General features: G+C 68.9%; 17 protein-coding genes. 12 read left to right on the plus strand and 5 right to left on the minus strand.

Translation table 11 applies throughout. The features are described from left to right. Nucleotides 1-540: 540 nt before the first annotated feature. The gene (gene tyrS / locus QLQ83_RS17525; RefSeq protein WP_282736803.1) at nt 541-1,740 is read right to left on the minus strand and encodes a tyrosine--tRNA ligase; all 1,200 of its coding nucleotides are present in this window, start codon (nt 1,738-1,740) and stop codon (nt 541-543) included. Nucleotides 1,741-1,853: 113 nt separating this feature from the next. Between tyrS and QLQ83_RS17530 the strand changes: the two genes are divergently transcribed. Beyond that, the gene (locus tag QLQ83_RS17530) at nt 1,854-2,984 is read left to right on the plus strand and encodes an anhydro-N-acetylmuramic acid kinase (RefSeq protein WP_282736804.1); all 1,131 of its coding nucleotides are present in this window, start codon (nt 1,854-1,856) and stop codon (nt 2,982-2,984) included. 13 nt (nt 2,985-2,997) lie between these two features. Here the strand turns inward: QLQ83_RS17530 and QLQ83_RS17535 are convergent, their stop codons facing one another. Both QLQ83_RS17535 and QLQ83_RS17540 read right to left on the minus strand, forming a co-directional pair. Next, a complete protein-coding gene (locus QLQ83_RS17535; protein ID WP_282736805.1) occupies nt 2,998-4,140 on the minus strand; it encodes a PilT/PilU family type 4a pilus ATPase in 1,143 nt (380 codons plus the stop codon). A gap of 31 nt (nt 4,141-4,171) precedes the next feature. Further along, nucleotides 4,172-5,206 carry a type IV pilus twitching motility protein PilT gene (locus QLQ83_RS17540; protein ID WP_106232253.1) on the minus strand — a complete coding sequence of 345 codons (1,035 nt, stop codon included), beginning with the start codon at nt 5,204-5,206 and terminating at the stop codon, nt 4,172-4,174. Nucleotides 5,207-5,269: 63 nt separating this feature from the next. On the opposite strand from QLQ83_RS17540, the gene QLQ83_RS17545 reads away from it, so the two are divergent. The 6 genes from QLQ83_RS17545 to QLQ83_RS17570 all read left to right on the plus strand — a co-directional run bounded on the left by QLQ83_RS17545 (nt 5,270) and on the right by QLQ83_RS17570 (nt 9,812). Continuing rightward, a complete protein-coding gene (locus QLQ83_RS17545) occupies nt 5,270-5,977 on the plus strand; it encodes a YggS family pyridoxal phosphate-dependent enzyme (RefSeq protein ID WP_282736806.1) in 708 nt (235 codons plus the stop codon). 62 nt (nt 5,978-6,039) lie between these two features. After that, nucleotides 6,040-6,864 (plus strand): pyrroline-5-carboxylate reductase, encoded by an 825-nt coding sequence (proC, locus tag QLQ83_RS17550; protein WP_282736807.1) that lies wholly within the window; start codon nt 6,040-6,042, stop codon nt 6,862-6,864. Between the two features lie 63 nt (nt 6,865-6,927). Next, nucleotides 6,928-7,521: a YggT family protein gene (locus QLQ83_RS17555; RefSeq protein WP_133637676.1), complete on the plus strand. Its 594-nt coding sequence runs from the start codon at nt 6,928-6,930 to the stop codon at nt 7,519-7,521. 37 nt (nt 7,522-7,558) lie between these two features. Beyond that, nucleotides 7,559-8,716, plus strand: a complete 1,158-nt coding sequence (gene metX, locus QLQ83_RS17560; RefSeq protein ID WP_282736808.1) for a homoserine O-succinyltransferase MetX — start codon at nt 7,559-7,561, stop codon at nt 8,714-8,716. Then, nucleotides 8,716-9,315 (plus strand): methionine biosynthesis protein MetW, encoded by a 600-nt coding sequence (gene metW, locus QLQ83_RS17565; RefSeq protein ID WP_133637685.1) that lies wholly within the window; start codon nt 8,716-8,718, stop codon nt 9,313-9,315. Before metX ends, metW begins: the two co-directional genes overlap by 1 nt. 44 nt (nt 9,316-9,359) lie before the next feature. Further along, on the plus strand, nt 9,360-9,812 hold the full coding sequence (locus QLQ83_RS17570; RefSeq protein WP_282736809.1) for a DUF4426 domain-containing protein: 453 nt from the start codon (nt 9,360-9,362) through the stop codon (nt 9,810-9,812). An 18-nt stretch (nt 9,813-9,830) separates the two neighbouring features. Here the strand turns inward: QLQ83_RS17570 and sfsA are convergent, their stop codons facing one another. Continuing rightward, nucleotides 9,831-10,589, minus strand: coding sequence for a DNA/RNA nuclease SfsA (sfsA, locus tag QLQ83_RS17575; protein ID WP_282736810.1), 759 nt, complete (start codon nt 10,587-10,589; stop codon nt 9,831-9,833). Continuing rightward, nucleotides 10,589-11,749 (minus strand): aminotransferase class I/II-fold pyridoxal phosphate-dependent enzyme, encoded by a 1,161-nt coding sequence (locus QLQ83_RS17580; protein ID WP_282736811.1) that lies wholly within the window; start codon nt 11,747-11,749, stop codon nt 10,589-10,591. Before QLQ83_RS17580 ends, sfsA begins: the two co-directional genes overlap by 1 nt. A 219-nt stretch (nt 11,750-11,968) precedes the next feature. On the opposite strand from QLQ83_RS17580, the gene dksA reads away from it, so the two are divergent. From dksA to QLQ83_RS17605, 5 genes are all read left to right on the plus strand, one after another. After that, complete coding sequence (dksA, locus tag QLQ83_RS17585; protein ID WP_106232261.1) at nt 11,969-12,406, plus strand: RNA polymerase-binding protein DksA; 438 nt, start codon at nt 11,969-11,971, stop codon at nt 12,404-12,406. Between the two features lie 90 nt (nt 12,407-12,496). Then, nucleotides 12,497-13,390: a tRNA glutamyl-Q(34) synthetase GluQRS gene (gene gluQRS, locus QLQ83_RS17590; protein WP_282736812.1), complete on the plus strand. Its 894-nt coding sequence runs from the start codon at nt 12,497-12,499 to the stop codon at nt 13,388-13,390. Nucleotides 13,391-13,402: 12 nt separating this feature from the next. Beyond that, nucleotides 13,403-13,579 (plus strand): hypothetical protein, encoded by a 177-nt coding sequence (locus tag QLQ83_RS17595; protein ID WP_282736813.1) that lies wholly within the window; start codon nt 13,403-13,405, stop codon nt 13,577-13,579. After that, nucleotides 13,569-16,529 (plus strand): ATP-binding protein, encoded by a 2,961-nt coding sequence (locus QLQ83_RS17600; RefSeq protein WP_282736814.1) that lies wholly within the window; start codon nt 13,569-13,571, stop codon nt 16,527-16,529. The genes QLQ83_RS17595 and QLQ83_RS17600 overlap by 11 nt, the downstream gene beginning before the upstream one ends. Beyond that, on the plus strand, nt 16,507-17,895 hold the full coding sequence (locus QLQ83_RS17605) for a sigma-54-dependent transcriptional regulator (RefSeq protein ID WP_282736815.1): 1,389 nt from the start codon (nt 16,507-16,509) through the stop codon (nt 17,893-17,895). The genes QLQ83_RS17600 and QLQ83_RS17605 overlap by 23 nt, the downstream gene beginning before the upstream one ends. Nucleotides 17,896-18,388 lie beyond the last annotated feature (493 nt).

The following is an 18,388-nucleotide window of genomic DNA, read 5'->3' on the forward strand; positions in this document are numbered from 1 at the left end:
TGCCGTCGTGCCCGGCTGCTTCCGATGGAAGCGGCGGTCTCGCCGGCGCCCTGCGAGGAAGGCGTATTCTACGTGATCGGCTGTCGCTGTCAACCCTGCGCGGCGTTCCGAAGAAGGCGTCCGGGGTGATCGACAGGCCATCGAGATGGCGGCCGATAGAGCCCTCAGCGAGCTCTGCAAAGGCCTGGCGGGCCTTCGTCACGAGTGGCGCATATTCTACCGAAGCCGGCGTCTCCGTCAAGCGGGAATTTCGCGAACTAACCCGAAAAACCCAAACAGAAACAACCACTTCTGCCACTCATCACCGCCTGCAACGTGTGCCCGTCGCCGGCAGCGGATGCGTACTTTACGGATTATCCCGAGAGCGTGCAAGGCCCCCGGGAAGAAAAATGTCACGGCAATGAACAGCGCGTGAACAAGCGATGACGGCCAGGCCGTCCACAGCCCCATCGCACCGACCGCCTGTGGATGAAATGATCCACTGGCAGAGACGACAACGCCCGCGCGGGGCGGGCGTCGTGAACAGGCTTGCGAAAGGGGTCAGGCGATGGTCACTCGGGCATAGCGCTTCTTGCCCGCCTGGATGACATAGCTTCGACCGCATTCCAGCATGTGGTCGCGCTGGACCACGTCGCCATCCACCTTGACCCGGCCATTGCCGAGCATGTCCTTGGCCTGGGCGCTGTTGTTGGCCAGCCCCGAGCGGTTCAGCACCGCGGCGATGGGCGCCTGGGCGCTGCCCTCGAAGTCGACCTCGACCTCGGGAAGGTCCTCGGGCAACTCCCCCTCGGCGAGCTGGTTGCCGGCAGAGCGGTGAGCGTTGGCCGCTGCCTCCTCGCCGTGATAGCGAGCGATCAGCTCCCGGGCGAGGATCATCTTGATGTCACGGGGATTGGCACCGGCCTCGGCATCGCGCTTGAGCGCCTCGATCTCCTCGTTGGGCTTGAGCGAGAGCAGCTCGAAGTAGCGCCACATCAGGCTGTCGGGCATGGAGACCAGCTTGTTGAACATCGCCCCCGGCGCCTCATCGACCCCGACATAGTTGCCCAGTGACTTGGACATCTTCTGCACGCCGTCCAGCCCCTCGAGCAGCGGCATGGTGATCACGACCTGGGGCGCCTGGCCGAAATGCTTCTGGACCTCGCGACCCATCAGCAGGTTGAACTTCTGGTCGGTACCGCCAAGCTCCACGTCGGCCTTGAGCGCCACGGAGTCGTAACCCTGCACCAGCGGATAGAGGAACTCGTGGATGGAGATCGGCTGCCCCGCACTGTAGCGCTTGTCGAAGTCGTCGCGCTCGAGCATGCGCGCCACGGTGCTCTGCCCGGCCAGCTCGATCATGTCGGCCGCGCTCATGGCGGAGAACCACTCGGCATTGAAGCGCACCTCGGTCTTCTCGGGGTCGAGGATCTTGAACACCTGCTCCTTGTAGGTCTGGGCGTTGGCCTTGACCTCTTCCTCGGTGAGCGGCTTGCGCGTCACGTTCTTGCCGGTGGGGTCCCCAATGCGGCCGGTAAAGTCGCCGATCAGGAAGATGACCTCGTGGCCCAGGTCCTGGAACTGACGCATCTTGGTCAGCAGGACGCTGTGCCCCAGGTGCAGGTCCGGCGCGGTGGGGTCGAAGCCCGCCTTGATGCGCAACGTGCGCCCGGACTCCAGCTTCTTGACCAGCTCCTCCTCGAGCAGAATCTCGTGGGTGCCGCGCTTCAGCAGCGCCAGGGCGCCAGCAACATCGGTCATTGTCTCCTCTCCACTCAGCAGGCGGCCCGCGACCCCGCGGGCACTCGATAGTCGAATGGTCGGGGATGTTACCATGTACGGCCATCCACGGTTGAGCCCGCCCGGGAGTCCCCATGAGCCTCTTCATCGGCCTGATGTCAGGCACCAGCCTCGACGGCATCGACGCCGCCCTCGTCGAGATCCGGGAGGGTGACGCGCCCCGCCTGGTCGCCACCCATGACACGCCGATGCCCGAGACACTGCGCGACCAGCTGTGGGGGCTCTGCCATGCGGATCGGCTGGCCTTCCGCGAACTGGCGGCCGCCGAGGACGCCTTCTGCCGCCTGCAGGCCGCGGCCGTCGAGGCACTGATCGCCTCGAGTGGAGTGGAGAGAGAAGCCATCTCGGCCATCGGCAGCCATGGCCAGACCATCGAGCACGCCCCAAGGGGCCATGACGGCGGCCCGGCCTATACGCTGCAGCTCGACAACCCGAGCCTGCTGGCCGAGCTCACCGGTCGCTCGGTGGTGGCCGACTTCCGACGTCGCGACCTGGCCGCCGGCGGCCAGGCCGCGCCCCTGGCCCCGGCCTTCCATGAGGCGCTGTTCCGGACACCCGGCGAATGGCGGCTGGTGCTCAACCTCGGCGGCTTCGCCAACCTGACCCTGCTGCCGCCCGCCGAGGACGAACGAGCGCCGCTGGGCTTCGACACCGGCCCGGCCAATGCCCTGCTGGATGCCTGGCATGCCCGGCACCGCGGGGGGCGCTTCGATGCCGGCGGCGCCTGGGCGGCCTCGGGACGGGTCGACGAGGCGCTGCTGGAGCGCCTGCTGGCGGAGCCTTTTTTCCACCTGCCACCGCCACGCAGCACGGGCCGGGAGCTCTTCCACCTGGACTGGCTGCAGGGACACCTGCAGGGCGGAGAGGCACCGCAGGACGTCCAGGCCACCCTGGCCGAGCTGACCGCGGCCAGCGTGGCCCTCGGCGTGGAGATGGGCCGGGAGCGTCTCGACGCCCCGCCGGCCGCGGTGCTGGTGCCCTGCGGCGGCGGCGCCCGCAACCCTGACCTGCTCTCCCGCCTGGCCCGCCGGCTGCCCGAGACGCCGCTGCTTCCCGGGGAGGACTGGGGCTGGCCCGCCGAGTGGCTCGAGGCCGGCGCCTTCGCCTGGCTGGCGTGGCGGCGGCTCGCCGGGCTGCCCGGCAACCTGCCCTCGGTGACCGGCGCCGCCGGTCCCCGGGTACTGGGCGGGGTCTACGCCTCCTGATCCGCCGGGCGCCCTAGAAGTCGTCCTCGCCGCGCAGCGACAGGTGGCTGGCCGCCTCCCTGGCCCCGGCCACGCCCTCACTGCTCTCGTCGCCGTACTTGATCATCATGCGCAGGTCATTGGCCGAATCGGCGTGCACCAGCGCCACCTCCTCGGTGATCTTGCCGGCCTTGAAGAGATCGAAGAGCGCCTGGTCGAAGGTCTGCATGCCGAGGTCCCGCGAGCGGGCCATGACGTTCTTGATCTCGGAGACCTCCCCCTTGCGCACCAGGTCACCGATCAGCGGCGACTTGAGCATGATCTCGATGGCCGGGCAGCGCCCGCCGTCCACCGTGGGCAGCAGCTGCTGGGCGACAATGGCGCGAAGGTTGAGCGAGAGGTCGAGCCACACCTGGGAGTGTCGCTCGATGGGAAAGAAGTTGATGATCCGGTCCAGGGCCTGGTTGGCGTTGTTGGCGTGCAGGGTGGCCAGGCAGAGGTGGCCGGTCTCGGCGAAGGTCAGGGCATGCTCCATGGTCTCCCGGGTACGCACCTCGCCGATCAGGATCACGTCCGGTGCCTGGCGCAGGGTGTTCTTCAGCGCCACCTCGAAGGATTCGGTGTCGATGCCGACCTCGCGCTGGTTGATGATCGCCTTGCGGTGCGGATGCACGTACTCGATGGGATCCTCGACGCTGATGATGTGCCCGCCGAGGGTCTCGTTGCGCTGCTGGATCATCGACGCCAGGGTGGTCGACTTGCCGGTTCCCGTCCCCCCGACCACGAACACCAGGCCGCGCTTGTTGTTGGCCAGCTCGCCGAGCGTGGAGGGTAGCGACAGCTCCTCCAGGTGGGGAATCTCGAAACCGATGCGCCGGATCACCATGGCCATCTGGTTGCGCTGCTGGAAGGCACTGACGCGAAAGCGCCCCTTGTCCTTGAGGCTCAGCGCGAAGTTGGCCTCGTGCTCGACGCGGAAGCGTTCCAGCACCGCATCGGGGATCGAGGCACCGACCAGTTCGGTGACCTGCGACACGCTGAGCCCCTGGTCGCCCAGGGGGGTAAGCTGGCCGGCCATCTTCAGGGTCGGCGGCGCGTTCACCGAGATCAGCAGATCCGACGCCTCCTTCTGCACCATGATGTCCAGCAGCTGGTAGAGCCACTCTTTTGCCGTCATGTCCCTGCTCCTTGTTATCGTTGTCGCGTCCTCAGCTCGCCAGCACGCCCTTGGCCTTCGCCTGGGCCTCCTCGCGCGCCACCATGTTGTCCGCCACCAGGCGCGCCAGCGAGGCGTCCAGGGTCTGCATGCCCAGGTTGCCGCCGGTCTGGATCGCCGAGTAGATCTGCGCCACCTTGTCCTCGCGGATCAGGTTACGCACCGCCGCGGTGGCCACGAGGATCTCGTGGGCCGCCACCCGGCCGCCGCCCTGGCGCTTGAGCAGGGCCTGGGAGATCACCGCCTGCAATGACTCGGAGAGCATCGAGCGCACCATGGACTTCTCCTCGCCGGGAAAGACGTCGATGATCCGGTCGATGGTCTTGGCCGCGGAGGTGGTATGCAGGGTACCGAACACCAGGTGGCCGGTCTCGGCCGCGGTGAGGGCCAGCCGGATCGTCTCTAGGTCACGCAGCTCGCCGACCAGGATGATGTCCGGGTCCTCGCGCAGGGCACTGCGCAGTGCCGGGGCGAAGCCATGGGTATCGCGGTGCACCTCGCGCTGGTTGACCAGGCAGCGCTTGCTGCGGTGCACGAACTCCACCGGGTCCTCGATGGTGAGGATGTGCTCGAAGCGATTGTCGTTGATGTAGTCGATCATCGCCGCCAGCGTGGTGCTCTTGCCCGAGCCGGTGGGGCCGGTGACCAGCACCAGGCCGCGGGGCAGCATGGAGAGCTGACGGAAGACCGGGCCCATGCCCAGGTCCTCCAGGGTCAGCACCTCGGTGGGGATGGTACGGAACACCGCCCCGGCGCCGCGGGCCTGGTTGAAGACGTTGACACGGAAGCGCGAGACGCCCGGCACCTCGAAGGAAAAGTCGGTCTCGAAGAACTCCTCGTAGTCGCGGCGCTGACGGTCCGCCATGATGTCGTAGATCAGCTTGCGGACCTCGCGGTCCTCCATGGCCGGCACGTTGAGCCGGCGGATGTCGCCATCGACGCGGATCATCGGCGGCAGGCCCGCCGAGAGGTGGAGGTCCGAGGCGTTCTGTTTTGCCGAGAATGCCAGCAGTTCGGTAATATCCATGCGTTTCCCCTGCTCCCGGGATAAGGTTCCCTTCAGTATGACCAGTATGACAGACACTCAGACATGACGGACCTGGTACTTTCCGAGTCCCTGGCCGCCGCCCGCACCCGGCTTGCCGACGCGCTGGATGCCGCCGGCCGACCCGCCGATGCCGCCCGGCTGCTGGCCGTCAGCAAGACCAAGCCCGCCGCCATGATCCGCGAGGCCTGGCACCTGGGCCAGCGCGAGTTCGGCGAGAACTATGTCCAGGAAGCCCTGGACAAGCAGGCCGAGCTGGCGGACCTGGACCCCATCGTCTGGCATTTCATCGGTCCGCTGCAATCCAACAAGACCCGCGACGTGGCCGAGCACTTTGCCTGGGTGCATAGCGTAGACCGTGAGAAGATCGCCCGGCGTCTGAATGATCAACGCCCCGAGGCGCTCGGCCCGCTGGACGTCTGCCTGCAGGTCAACATCAGCGACGAGGCGAGCAAGTCCGGCGTCTCGCTCGAGGCACTGCCGGCCCTGGCCGAGGCAGTCCAGGCGATGCCGCACCTGCGCCTGCGCGGGCTGATGGCGATTCCCGCGCCGGCCGAGGGGCTGAATGCCCAGCGAGCGCCCTTCGCCCGCCTGCGTGAGGCCCTCGAGGACCTGCACGAGCGCCTTCCCGAGGCGCCCCTGGACACCCTCTCGATGGGCATGTCCGCCGACCTGGAAGCCGCCGTTCTCGAGGGGGCCACCCTGGTCCGCCTGGGCACCGCGATCTTCGGGGAGCGAACCGCACGAGATTGACAACCACCAGACGCCGGAGAACCACGCCGGCCACATTCGTCGACCGACACAGGACAGATCCCATGGCCAGCAGAGTCACCTTCATCGGCGCCGGCAACATGGCCGGCGCCATCATCGGCGGGATGATCGAGAGCGGCTTCTCGCCCGACGACATCACGGCCACCTCCCCCAGCGACGATATCCTCGCCCCGCTGCGCCAACGGCTGGGCATCCAGACCGCGACCGACAATGCCGCGGCGGTCGCCGAGTCCGACGTGGTGGTGCTGGCGGTAAAGCCGCAGATCATGCGCGAGGTCTGCGAGAAGATGCGCGACGCCGTCCAGACGCGCCGGCCGCTGATCGTCTCGGTGGCGGCGGGCCTGCCCGCCGAGACCCTGGAACACTGGCTGGGCGGCGACCTGCCGGTGGTGCGCTGCATGCCCAACACCCCCGCGCTGGTCGGTGCCGGGGCCGCCGGGCTCTTCGCCAATGCCCACGTCGACGATGCCCAGCGCCGGCTCGCCACCGAGCTGATGGAGGCCGTGGGTCTGGTGGAGTGGGTCGACGACGAGGCCCTGCTCGATGCGGTCACCGCCGTCTCGGGCAGCGCCCCAGCCTATTTCTTCCTGATGTTCGAGGCCATGGAGGAAGCCGGCGTGACGCTGGGCCTGCCCGCCGACACCGCCCGGCGGCTGGCCATGCAGACCGCCCTGGGCGCGGCGAAGATGGCGCTCGCGAGCGACAAGCCCCCCGCCGAACTCAAGCGCAACGTGATGTCGCCCGGCGGCACCACCGAGCGGGCCATCGAGCACCTCGAGGATGCCGGCCTGCGCCGCATCATGGCCGAGGCGATGACCGCCTGTGCCGACCGCGCCCGCGAGATGGCCGACGAGCTCGGCAAGCGCTGACCCGGCAGCCCGGCAGGCACGCGGGCTGACACGACGACGTTTCAAGGACATGGAGGAGCCCCGATGGGCAGTCAACTGGGAAGCGCCGGCCTGCTGCTGGTGAACACCCTGATCAACATCTACATCTTCCTGCTGATGCTGCGCTTCCTGCTGCAGGCATCCCGGGCCGACTACTACAACCCCATCAGCCAGTCGGTGGTGAAGGTCACCCAGCCGGCGGTACGCCCCTTCCAGGGCTTCCTGGGGCCGGTGATGGGGCGTTTCGACCTGGCCACCCTGGCCACGGCCTTCGTCATCAAGGCGGTCGCCATCATCGTGATCCTGCAGATCGCCGGCTTCGGCATGGCACCCATCGCCGGCGTGGCGATCGGCTCCGTGGCCGCCATCGCCAACGCCATTCTCAAGATCTACTTCTTCGCCCTGATCGTGATGATCATCCTCAGCTGGGTGGCCCCCCAGGCCAGTCACCCTGGCGCCCTGCTGGTGATGCAGCTGGTGGAGCCGATCATGGCGCCGGTGCGCAAGGTGATCCCGCCGCTGGGCATGATCGACCTCTCGCCCATCGTGGTGTTCATCGCCATCAGCCTGATCGATGGTATCGTGGTGGGCTCGCTGACCCGTGCCGCCGGCATCGCCGGTGCCCTGGTCGGCCTGTGAGGCCGGCCGACACCCACGACTGGACACGACACGACTGATGCCCGAGTTCCCCCGCGATTCGGTCGGCCTGGTGACGCCCGAGACGGCGCACTTCGACGACCCCCTGGCCCTGGCCTGCGGCAGGACGCTGCCGGCCTATGACCTGGTGTACGAGACCTACGGCACCCTCAATGCCGAGCGCTCCAATGCCATCCTGATCTGCCATGCCCTCTCCGGCCACCACCATGCGGCCGGCTACCACGCGACGGACGAGCGCAAGCCGGGCTGGTGGGATGCGCATATCGGCCCCGGCAAGTCGATCGACACCGAGCGCTTCTTCGTGGTCTCGCTGAACAACCTCGGCGGCTGCCACGGCAGCACCGGCCCCACCAGCGAGAATCCGGCGACAGGGCAACAGTGGGGGCCCGACTTCCCGATCATGACCGTGGAAGACTGGGTAAACAGTCAGACGCGGCTGGCCGACCGGCTGGGCATCGAGCGCTTCGCCGCGGTGATCGGCGGCAGCCTGGGAGGCATGCAGGTACTGCAGTGGACCCTCGCCTACCCCGAGCGCATCGCCAATGCGGTGGTCATCGCGGCGACGCCGAAGCTGTCGGCACAGAACATCGCCTTCAACGAGGTGGCCCGCCAGGCGATCCGCTCCGACCGTGACTTCCACGACGGCCGGTACGCCAACCATGACACGGCGCCGCGACGCGGCCTCAAGCTCGCCCGCATGGTGGGCCACATCACCTACCTCTCCGAAGATGCCATGGGCAGCAAGTTCGGCCGCGACCTGCGAAGCAACGACCTGAACTTCGGCTACGACGTGGAGTTCCAGGTGGAGTCCTACCTGCGCTACCAGGGCGACACCTTCTCCACCTCCTTCGATGCCAACACCTACCTGCTGATGACCAAGGCGCTGGACTACTTCGACCCGGCCGCGGCCCACGGCGGCGACCTGGCCCGGGCCCTGGCACCCGCCGCCTGTCCCTTCCTGGTGGTCAGCTTCACCACCGACTGGCGCTTCCCGCCATCACGCTCCAAGGAGCTGGTCAACGCCCTGATCCGCGCCGACAAGTCCGTCAGCTACGCCAACATCGATTCGCCGCACGGCCACGACGCCTTCCTGATGCCCGAGCCGCGTTACCAGGCGGTGTTCGCCGCGTTCATGAACCGCGTCGCCCGCGACCAGGGCCTGGAGGACCGCCCATGATGCGCGCCGATCTCAAGCTGATTCACGACTGGGTCCCGCGGGGTGCGAGGGTGCTCGACCTGGGCTGCGGCGAGGGCACGCTGCTGGCGGCGCTGGCCCGCGACAAGCAGGTCACGGGCTATGGCCTGGAGATCGACCCCGACGGCATCACCGCCTGCCTGGCCAAGGGCGTCAACGTCATCGAGCAGAACCTCGACGAGGGGCTCGCCAACTTCGAGGATGACGCCTGCGACCTGGTCGTGATGACCCAGGCGCTTCAGGCCCTGCGCCGCCCGGACCTGATGCTCGACGAGATGCTGCGCGTCGCCGGAGAGTGCATCATCACCTTTCCCAACTTCGCCTACTGGCGCCACCGCGCCTACCTGGGCTTCAAGGGCTACATGCCGGTGTCCCGGTCGCTGCCCCATGCCTGGTACGACACCCCCAACATCCACCTCTCGACCTTCAACGACTTTGAACGCCTGTGCCGCGACAAGGGTCTGAGCATTGTTGACCGGGCGGTGGGCATCGGCGACCACGAGGGCCACTGGACCTCGCGGTGGTGGCCCAACCTGTTCGGCGAGATCGCCATCTTCCGGGTCGCCCGCCGCAGGGCGTGACGCCGGGTGGCGCAGGCAAGATACCGGAGGAGGGAGAACCGACGATGATCCGAAACAGCCTGGCGGCCCTGGCCATGGGCCTGGCGCTGCTGCTGGCCCTGCCGGCCCTGGCCCAGCAGTACGAACAGGTGGGGGACTACCAGATCCACTACAGCGCCGTGAACACCAGCTTCCTCCCCGAAGAGGTAGCGCGAGAGCATGGCATCCAGCGCAGCCAGGTGATGGCCCTGCTCAACGTCAGCGTGATGGAAGAGCTCGAGGATGGCTCGACCCGTCCGGTCATGGCCTCGGTCGACGGTCGCATCGGTGGGCTCGAGGGGAGCGACGCCACGCCGCTGGCGTTTCGCAGCCTGCGCATCGGCGACACGCCGTCCCAGGTGGCGGTCTTCCGCATCCACGCGGACGAGCCGATGCGCTTCGACCTGCGCGTGCGCTACGACCGCAATGCCGCGCCCGCCGAGGTCAGCTTCATCCAGCGCTTCTATATCGACCGCTGAACCCGACTGCCTCGCGGCTCAATCGACGACCATGGCCGGGTCGAGCTCGCGAGAGAGTGAGACCGGCAGCCGGCGCCCCAGGCGGATCGCCACCGGCACGCCTGCCTCACGGATCACCTCGCAGCGCCGCGCCATCACCTCCACGCCAAGGCCCGCCACCTCGCGCAGGCTCGCGGCATAGGCCGGGTCCAGGTGGGACGCGGGGGCCACGTCCTCGATGCTCTCGTGGGCCACGCAGAAGAGCAGCACGGCGCGGTGACCCTGTGCCGCGAGGGCGGCCAGCGCCGCGAGGTGCTTTCGGCCCCGCACGCTCACCGCGTCGGGGAAGTAGCCATGGCCATCGGCCTCCCTGAGGGTCACCTGCTTGACCTCGACGAAGGTGCTGCCGCGCTCGGGGTCGTCGAGGCGAAAATCGAGTCTCGACCCCGCCACCGTGGCCTCGCGCTGGATCGCCGCATGGCCGGCCAGCTCCTCTATCCGTCCCGAACGCAACGCCTCCTCGACGACGCGGTTGGCCCGCCCGGTATGCACCGAGGCCGCCGCCGAGGTGCCGTCGGGCTGCGGCAGCTCGATCAGCTCCCAGGTCCAGGCCAGCTTGCGGGCCGGTTTGTCGCTGGGCGATAGCCAGACCCGGCACCCCGGCACGTTCACCGCCCGCATCGAGCCGGTATTGGGGCAGTGGGCCACCACCTCGCGGCCGTCATCGAGTCGCACGTCGGCCAGGAAGCGCTTGTAGCGACGCAGCAGGGTCCCGGGGACCAGGGCCGGATACTCCATCAGCGACGCGCCAGGAAGCGCTCGAGGCGGCACACGGCCTCCTCCAGTCGCGCCTCGCCGGTGGTGAAGGCGATCCGCACATGGTGCTCACCGCCGCGCAGGGCGAAGTCGGTGCCCGGGGTAATGGCGACGTTCTCCTCCTCGAGCAGCGCCCGGCAGAAGGCCTCGCTGTCGCGGCTTACGCGCGAGATGTCGAGCCACAGGTAGAAGGCCCCCTGGGGCGGCAGCGACGGCGCCAGCCCCAGGCGGGCGAGCCCCGCCAGCAGGGCATCGCGGCGACGCCCGAGTTCGCTGCGCCGGGCCTCGAGAATGCCGCGGCACTCGGGCGTGAAAGCGGCCAGGGCCGCATGCTGGGCCGGGGTGGAGGCGGCCAGGAAGACGTTCTGGGCCAGCCGGGCGAGCGGCTCCACCGCCGCCTCGGGCGCCAGCAGCCAGCCCAGGCGCCAGCCGGTCATGCCGAAGTACTTGGAGAAGCTGTTGACCACGAAGGCGTCCGCGGTGATCGCGGCCACCGAGAGCGGTTCGAGATCAAAGCAGAGCCCCTGGTAGATCTCGTCCACCAGCAGGTGGCCGCCACGCGCCGCCACGGTCTCGGCCACGGCCGCGAGCTGTCCGGCAGCGAGCATATGGCCGGTGGGATTCGAGGGCGTGGCAAGCATCGCCAGGCGGGTATCGTCGCGCCAGTGGGTCTCGACGAGCCCGGCATCCAGCTGCCAGCCGCTGGCCGACCCCACCGGCACGGCGTCCACCTCGGCGCCCGCCAGGGCCATGAAGTGGCGATTGCAGGGGTAGTTGGGATCGGCCATCAGCACCCGGTCACCCGGGCCGGCCAGCAGCTGGCTGGCCAGCAGCAGCGCGCCGGAGGCGCCCGGCGTGACCAGGATGCGCCTCGGGTCGACGGCGGCGCCGAAGTGCTCGGCATAGTGGCCGGCGATCGCCTCGCGCAGTGCCGGCAGCCCCGCCGCCGGCGTGTAGCGGGTATGGCCCGCCGACAGCGCGGCACGGCCGGCCTCGACCACCGGCGCGGGGGTCGGGAAATCAGGCTCGCCGACCTCCAGGTGGATGACATCGTGCCCGGCGGCTTCGCGGGCCTGGGCCGTCTCCAGCAGGCTCATCACGCGGAAGGGGGCGATGCGCTCGACGCGCGGATTCCAGGACATGCACGGCTCCTCTCGACACGTCACGGCACGACGGGCATCTTTACCGCGGCCGGGGGTCAAAACCGGCATCTTACGACTTTTGGCGTGCCGGCGCAGTCCCGGCGGCGGAAGAGGTTGCACGGGCGCTCTTTTTACGCTAAACAAGCACCCCTTTGGCGTGAGATACCATGCATCACGGCGGGTATTGATCAGTAGTCACTCAAGTAACGAGGCAGTCCCATGCCAGTAGCAGAAAAGAAGATGGATGCTCCCAAGAAATTCACCCCGTACGAGCCGGCGCCGGGTGAAGAGTACATGAACGACAAGCAGCTGGAGCACTTCCGACAGATCCTGCTGGGCTGGAAACAGGAGCTCATGGAAGAGGTCGACCGCACCGTGCGCCATCTGCAGGAGGAGGCGAACAACTACGCCGACCCCGCCGATCGCGCCACCCAGGAAGAGGGCTTCAACCTGGAGCTGCGCACCCGCGACCGCGAGCGCAAGCTGCTCAAGAAGATCAACGAGACCCTCGAGAAGATCGACGAGGACGACTACGGCTTCTGCGAGGCCTGCGGCGTCGAGATCGGTATCCGCCGGCTCGAGGCGCGGCCCACCGCCACCCTGTGCGTGGACTGCAAGACCCTGGCCGAGCTCAAGGAAAAGCAGCTGGGCGGCTGAGCCAGCCATGCCGGTCTCCGCGATCCCACCCCACGACGGGCACCCCAGGGTGCCCGTTTGCATGTCGGCCCGGCGCAACAGGGGGCACCGGTGAGCGCCTACCGGGGACGCTTCGCGCCGACCCCCTCGGGGCCCCTGCACTTCGGCTCCCTGGTGGCGGCCCTGGCCAGCTTCCTGGATGCCCGCCGGACGGGGGGCGAGTGGCGGCTGCGCATCGAGGACATCGACCCACCGCGCTGCCCCGCGGGGGCCGCCGACACCATCCTGCGCCAGCTCGAGGCCTTCGGCCTGCACTGGGATGGCCCGGTCAGCTGGCAGCATGACCGCAACGACGCCTATGCCGCCGCGCTGGAGCGGCTCAAGGGCATGGGGCTCGCCTACCCCTGCAGTTGCTCGCGCCGGCAGTGGCGCGACCATCCCATCTACCCCGGCTGGTGCCGAGACGGGGTGCGCGAACCCGGCAAGCCGGTGGCCTGGCGACTGCGCAGCGACCTGGGCCTGCGCCCGGTGGTCTGGCAGGACCGGCTGTTCGGCGAGCAGCGCTTCGACCCGGCCGAGCTCGGCGACGTGGTGCTCCAGCGCAAGGACGGCCTCTGGGCCTACCAGCTCGCCGTGGTGGTCGACGACGCCGACCAGGGCATCAGCGACGTGGTGCGCGGCTTCGACCTGCTCGACAATACCCCCTGGCAGCGCCAGCTGCAGCACGCCCTGGGCGTCCCCGAACCGCGCTACCTGCACCTGCCGCTGATCATCGGCGAGGACGGCCAGAAGCTCTCCAAGCAGAACCTGGCGCCGGCCCTCCCGGAGCAGGACGATGCGGTGCGCCCGCTGCTGCATGCGGCCCTGGTCGCACTGGACCAGGCCCCGCCGCGTACGCTTGCCACGGCGCCGGCGGAGGAGCAGCTGCGCTGGGCCGTCGCTCACTGGGAGGTCGCCCGGCTGCGTGCCGAGGCCCTCCGACAGGCCGGCACCGTCACACCTTGAGAGGAGCCCGCCATGTACGTCTATCGCATCATGCTCTTCCTGGTCTTCGGCGGGTATCTGCTCTCGCCGCTGCTGATGAGCGGCTGGGCCAGCCCCGAGGTGGCCTGGTACCGCCCCTTCGTCATCTGGGGGGTGCTGATCGCCCTGACCCTGTGGCTGGAGCAGAAGAGGAAGCTCGATGAATGCTAGCCTCGGCGGCCTGCTGGCCCTCGGCAGCGGCTACCTGCTGCTGCTGTTCCTCGCTGCCCTGGCGGTGGAGCGGCACTGGATTCCCACGCGCATCGCCCGCCACCCGGCGGTCTACACCCTGGCGCTGGGCGTCTACGCCAGCGCCTGGGCGATCTACGGCAGCCTGGAGCTGGCCGGCAATGCCGGCTACGGCTACCTCGCCTACTACCTGGGGGTGGCGGGCGCCTTCCTGCTCGCCCCGGTCCTGCTGGTGCCGATCCAGCGCATGACCCGGACCTACCAGCTGGCCTCGCTGGCCGACCTCTTCGCCTTCCGCTTCCGTTCGCGCTGGGTCGGCACCCTGATCACCCTGGTCAGCCTGCTGGCCGTGCTGCCGCTGCTGGCCCTCCAGGTGCAGACCCTGGGCGACACCATCTACCTGATGACCGGTAGCGCCTCGCCGGCCCTGCTGGCCCTGCTGTTCTGCGCGCTGATCGCGCTGTTCGCCATCCTCTTCGGCGCCCGCCACACCCGGCTGCACGCCCGCCACGACACCCTGCTCGCGGTGATCGCCCTGGAGTCGCTGGTCAAGCTCACCGCCATGCTGGCACTGGGGGCCTTCGCCCTGTTCGTGGTCTTCGATGGTCCCGCGGACCTCCAGGCCTGGCTGGACGGCCCGGGGCGTGCGGCCCAGGCACGCGTCGCCCACCTCGACCCGGCCCAGTGGCGCACCCTGCTGCTGCTGTTCTTCGCCGCGGCCTTCCTCATGCCGCACATGTTCCACATCACCTTCGCCGAGACCCTCTCGCGGCGCACCCTCCTCCAGGCCGCCTGGACGCTGCCGCTGTTCCTGCTGCTGATGGCGCTGCCGGTGCCGCTGATCCTGTGGGCCGCCCAGCGCCTGGGAGTCGACGCAGGCGGGCTCGGCACCGCCTACCTGGCCTACGGGCTCTCCGAGTCGCTGTGGCTTCAGGGGCTGGTGTTCATCGCCGGGCTGGCGGCCACCAGCGGCACCATGATCATCATCTCCCTGGCGCTGTCGGGGATGATCCTCAACCACCTGGTGCTGGTCGCCCACCCCCCGGTGGATCAGCCCGACCTCTATCGCTGGCTGCGCTGGCTGCGTCGTGCCCTGATCGTGGCGGTGATCCTCGGCGGCTGGCTCTTCTACCGCCTGGTGGGGGTGAACCACGACCTCACCACCCTGGGGCTGGCCGCCTTCATCGGCATGGCCCAGTGCCTGCCGGGCATGCTCGCACTGCTCTACTGGCCGGGCGCCAACCGCAAGGGCATGGTCAGCGGGCTGACGTTGGGCGTGCTGGTGTGGCTCGCCGGTACCTGGGTGCCACTGCTGAGCGACGTTCCGGCCCTGGTGCTGCTGCCCCCGGGCCTCGAGGCGCTGGCCGGCGAGCCGGTCTGGTACGTGGTGACGCTGGTCTCGCTGGCGGTCAACATCCTGACCCTCATCCTGGTCTCGCTGATCACGCCGACCTCCGCCGGCGAGCGGGCCGCGGCCGAGGCCTGCTCGGTGGATGCGGTGATCCGTCCCAAGCGCCTGCCGCTGGTGGCCGGCAACGGCGAGGAGTTCAAGCACCACCTGGCCCGCGCCCTGGGCGAGGAGGTCGCCGGTCGCGAGGTCGACCGCGCCCTGACCGACCTGGGCCTGTCGCCGCTGGATGGCCGTCCCTATGCCCTGCGTCGTCTGCGCGACCGCATCCAGGCCAACCTCTCGGGGCTGATGGGTCCCTCGGTGGCCCAGGACATCGTCGACCGCCACCTGCCCTATCGCCGTGGCGGCCTGGAGCCCAATGACGACATCCACTTCGTCGAGAGCCGCCTGGAGGCCTATCGCACCCGGCTGACCGGCCTGGCCCGGGAGCTCGACGGCCTGCGCCGCTACCACCGCCGCATGCTCACCCGGCTGCCGGTGGGCCTGTGTGCCTTCGGCGTCGATGACGAGCTGCTGATGTGGAACGACGCCCTCGCCGAGCTTTCCGGAATCGATGGCAGCAGCGTGGTCGGCTCGCGCCGCGATGGCCTGCCGCCACCCTGGGGGGCCCTGCTGGGACGCGTGCTTCTCGAGCATCATGACCACCTCTACAAGCAACCGGTGACGCTCGACGGCACCACCCGCTACCTGAGCCTGCACAAGGCCGAGCTGGAGGCCGATGAGGAGATGCGTGGCGGCACCGTGGTCCTGGTGGAGGACCACAGCGAGATGAAGTGGCTGGAGGACGAGCTGGTGCATGCCGCCCGGCTGGCCTCCATCGGCCAGCTGGCGGCGGGCGTGGCCCACGAGATCGGCAACCCCGTCACCGGGATCTCCTCGCTGGCCCAGAACCTGCGCTACGACACCGACGACCCGGAGGTGCTGGAGACCGCCACCCAGATCCAGCAGCTCACCGACCGCATCTCGCGCATCGTCGAGTCGCTGGTGGGCTTCGCCCATGGCGGTCGCCACGTGACCGGCCGGCCCTTCGCCCCGGTGTCGCTCGACACGCTGACCGACGAAGCCCTGCACTTGATCCACCTTGCCCGCTCGGGGGAGGATATCCACTATCACAACCGTTGTCCGGCCGGGCTCGAGGTCACCGGAGATGCCCAGCGGCTGCTGCAGGTGATGGTCAACCTGCTCGGCAACGCCCGCGACGCCAGCACCCCGGGCGGCGAGGTGATCATCGATGCCGCCCCAGAGGGCAAGTGGCTTCACGTCACCGTCACCGACCAGGGCCACGGCATCGACGAGCGGGTGCGCGACCACCTGTTCGAGCCCTTCACCACCACCAAGCCCCCCGGCGAGGGCACGGGCCTCGGCCTGCCGCTGGTCTACAGCATCATTGCCGAGCACGGCGGCCAGATCGATATCGACTCCCCGCCCCCCGGGCAGGCCAACGGCACCCGCATCCACCTGTGGCTGCCCCTCAACCCAGAGCATGGTGACAGCACCGATGAGCCGGATCCTGATCGTTGAAGACGAAGCCATCATCCGCAGCGCCCTGAAGCGGCTGCTGGAGCGCCACGACCACCGGGTCAGCGAGGCCGGCTCGGTGGCCGAGGCCCTGGCGCTCGAGCCCCAGGGCTTCGACCTGGTGATCAGCGACCTGCGGCTGCCCGGCGAGCCCGGCACCGAGCTGATCGCCCGCGCCGCCCCCGTGCCGGTGCTGATCATGACCAGCTACGCCAGCATGCGCTCCGCGGTGGAGGCGCTGAAACTCGGGGCCGTGGACTATGTGGCCAAGCCCTTCGACCACGACGAACTGCTCGAGACCGTGGCCCGGGTGCTGCACCGGCAGGCCTCGCAGCAGGGCGAGCCGCCCGACATCACCGAACCCGGCGGCACCCGCCAGCCGATGATCGGCAACTGCCCCGCCATGCAGGTGGTCTACACGCGCATCCGCAAGGCGGCACCGGCCGATGTCACCGTACTGATCCAGGGCGAGTCGGGCACCGGCAAGGAGTTGGTCGCCCGCGCCCTGCACCAGCAGAGCCGCCGCGCCCATGCCCCGCTGGTCTGCGTCAACTGCGCCGCCATCCCGGAGACGCTGATCGAGTCCGAGCTGTTCGGGCACGAGAAGGGCGCCTTCACGGGGGCCAGTGCCGCGCGTACCGGCCTGGTCGAGGCCGCCGATGGCGGCACCCTCTTCCTCGACGAGATCGGCGAACTGCCGCTCGACGCCCAGGCTCGCCTGCTGCGGGTGCTGCAGGAGGGCGAGATCCGCAAGATCGGCTCGGTGGAAACCCGCCATGTCGACGTGCGCCTGATCGCCGCCACCCACCGCGACCTGCAGAGCCTGTCGAAGACCGGCGAGTTCCGCCTCGACCTCTACTACCGTCTCAACGTGATGCAGATCGACCTGCCCGCCCTGCGCGAGCGCGAGGACGACATCCTCGAGATCGCCGATGTCCTGCTGGAGAAGGCCTGCCGGCGCCACGAGCGCGACGGGCTGCGACTCTCGCGGGCCGCCCGGCGCACCATCCGCGACTATCCCTGGCCAGGCAACGTGCGCGAGCTGGAGAATGCGCTGGAGCGCGGCGTGATCCTCGCCGAGGGCCACCTCATCCATCCCGACGACCTGGGGCTCGCGCCGACGCCCCAGCCGCCGGGCAGGTCCCCGGCACCCGCGCCAGCCATCGCCGGCCAGGAGGAGCAGGAGGCCGGCGACGAGGAGGACCTCTCCCTGGAGGACTACTTCCAGCACTTCGTGCTGGAGCACCAGGACCAGATGAGCGAGACCGAACTCGCCCAGAAGCTCGGCATCAGCCGCAAATGCCTGTGGGAGCGCCGCCAGCGCCTGGGCATCCCCCGCAAGAAGAGCCCACGCCGCAACACGGGCTGAGGCGGCTGACCATGCGACCATGGTGCAAGACCCCGCGGCATCGTCCGCAAGCGCGTCTTGCCCCCTTCCCGCCATCCCGCTTGCACCATTTGTTACCTTCCCACACAGCCAGTGCCCCGTAACGGGGCCGAACGGGTAACACTCCACCCGCACGCCGGGACGTGAACTTTTCCACCTCATCACAACCATTTGTTTTTTCGGTTTTTATCCGTCGGTGGCACGCGGCCTGCTATACCTAGGGCAAGAAAAACAAATCCGGACGTCACCCGCTGCCAACAACAACAAGAGGGCAGCCAGGCTGTGACAGGGCCCGACCCGACAACAACAACAAGACACCCGGGCCCCTACGACTTCGGCGCTTGCCGACAACAAGAACAGCATCGGCACGGCGCGAGGCCTTCGGGCCCCAACAAGAACAAACTGCTCGAAGCACCGGAGCCATCAGGACGCGACGCACCCGGGTACGGCCGACCAACAATGATAACGGGCCGTC

It is taken from the genome of Halomonas rhizosphaerae, from assembly GCF_030010555.1.
Lineage (GTDB): Bacteria > Pseudomonadota > Gammaproteobacteria > Pseudomonadales > Halomonadaceae > Halomonas > Halomonas rhizosphaerae.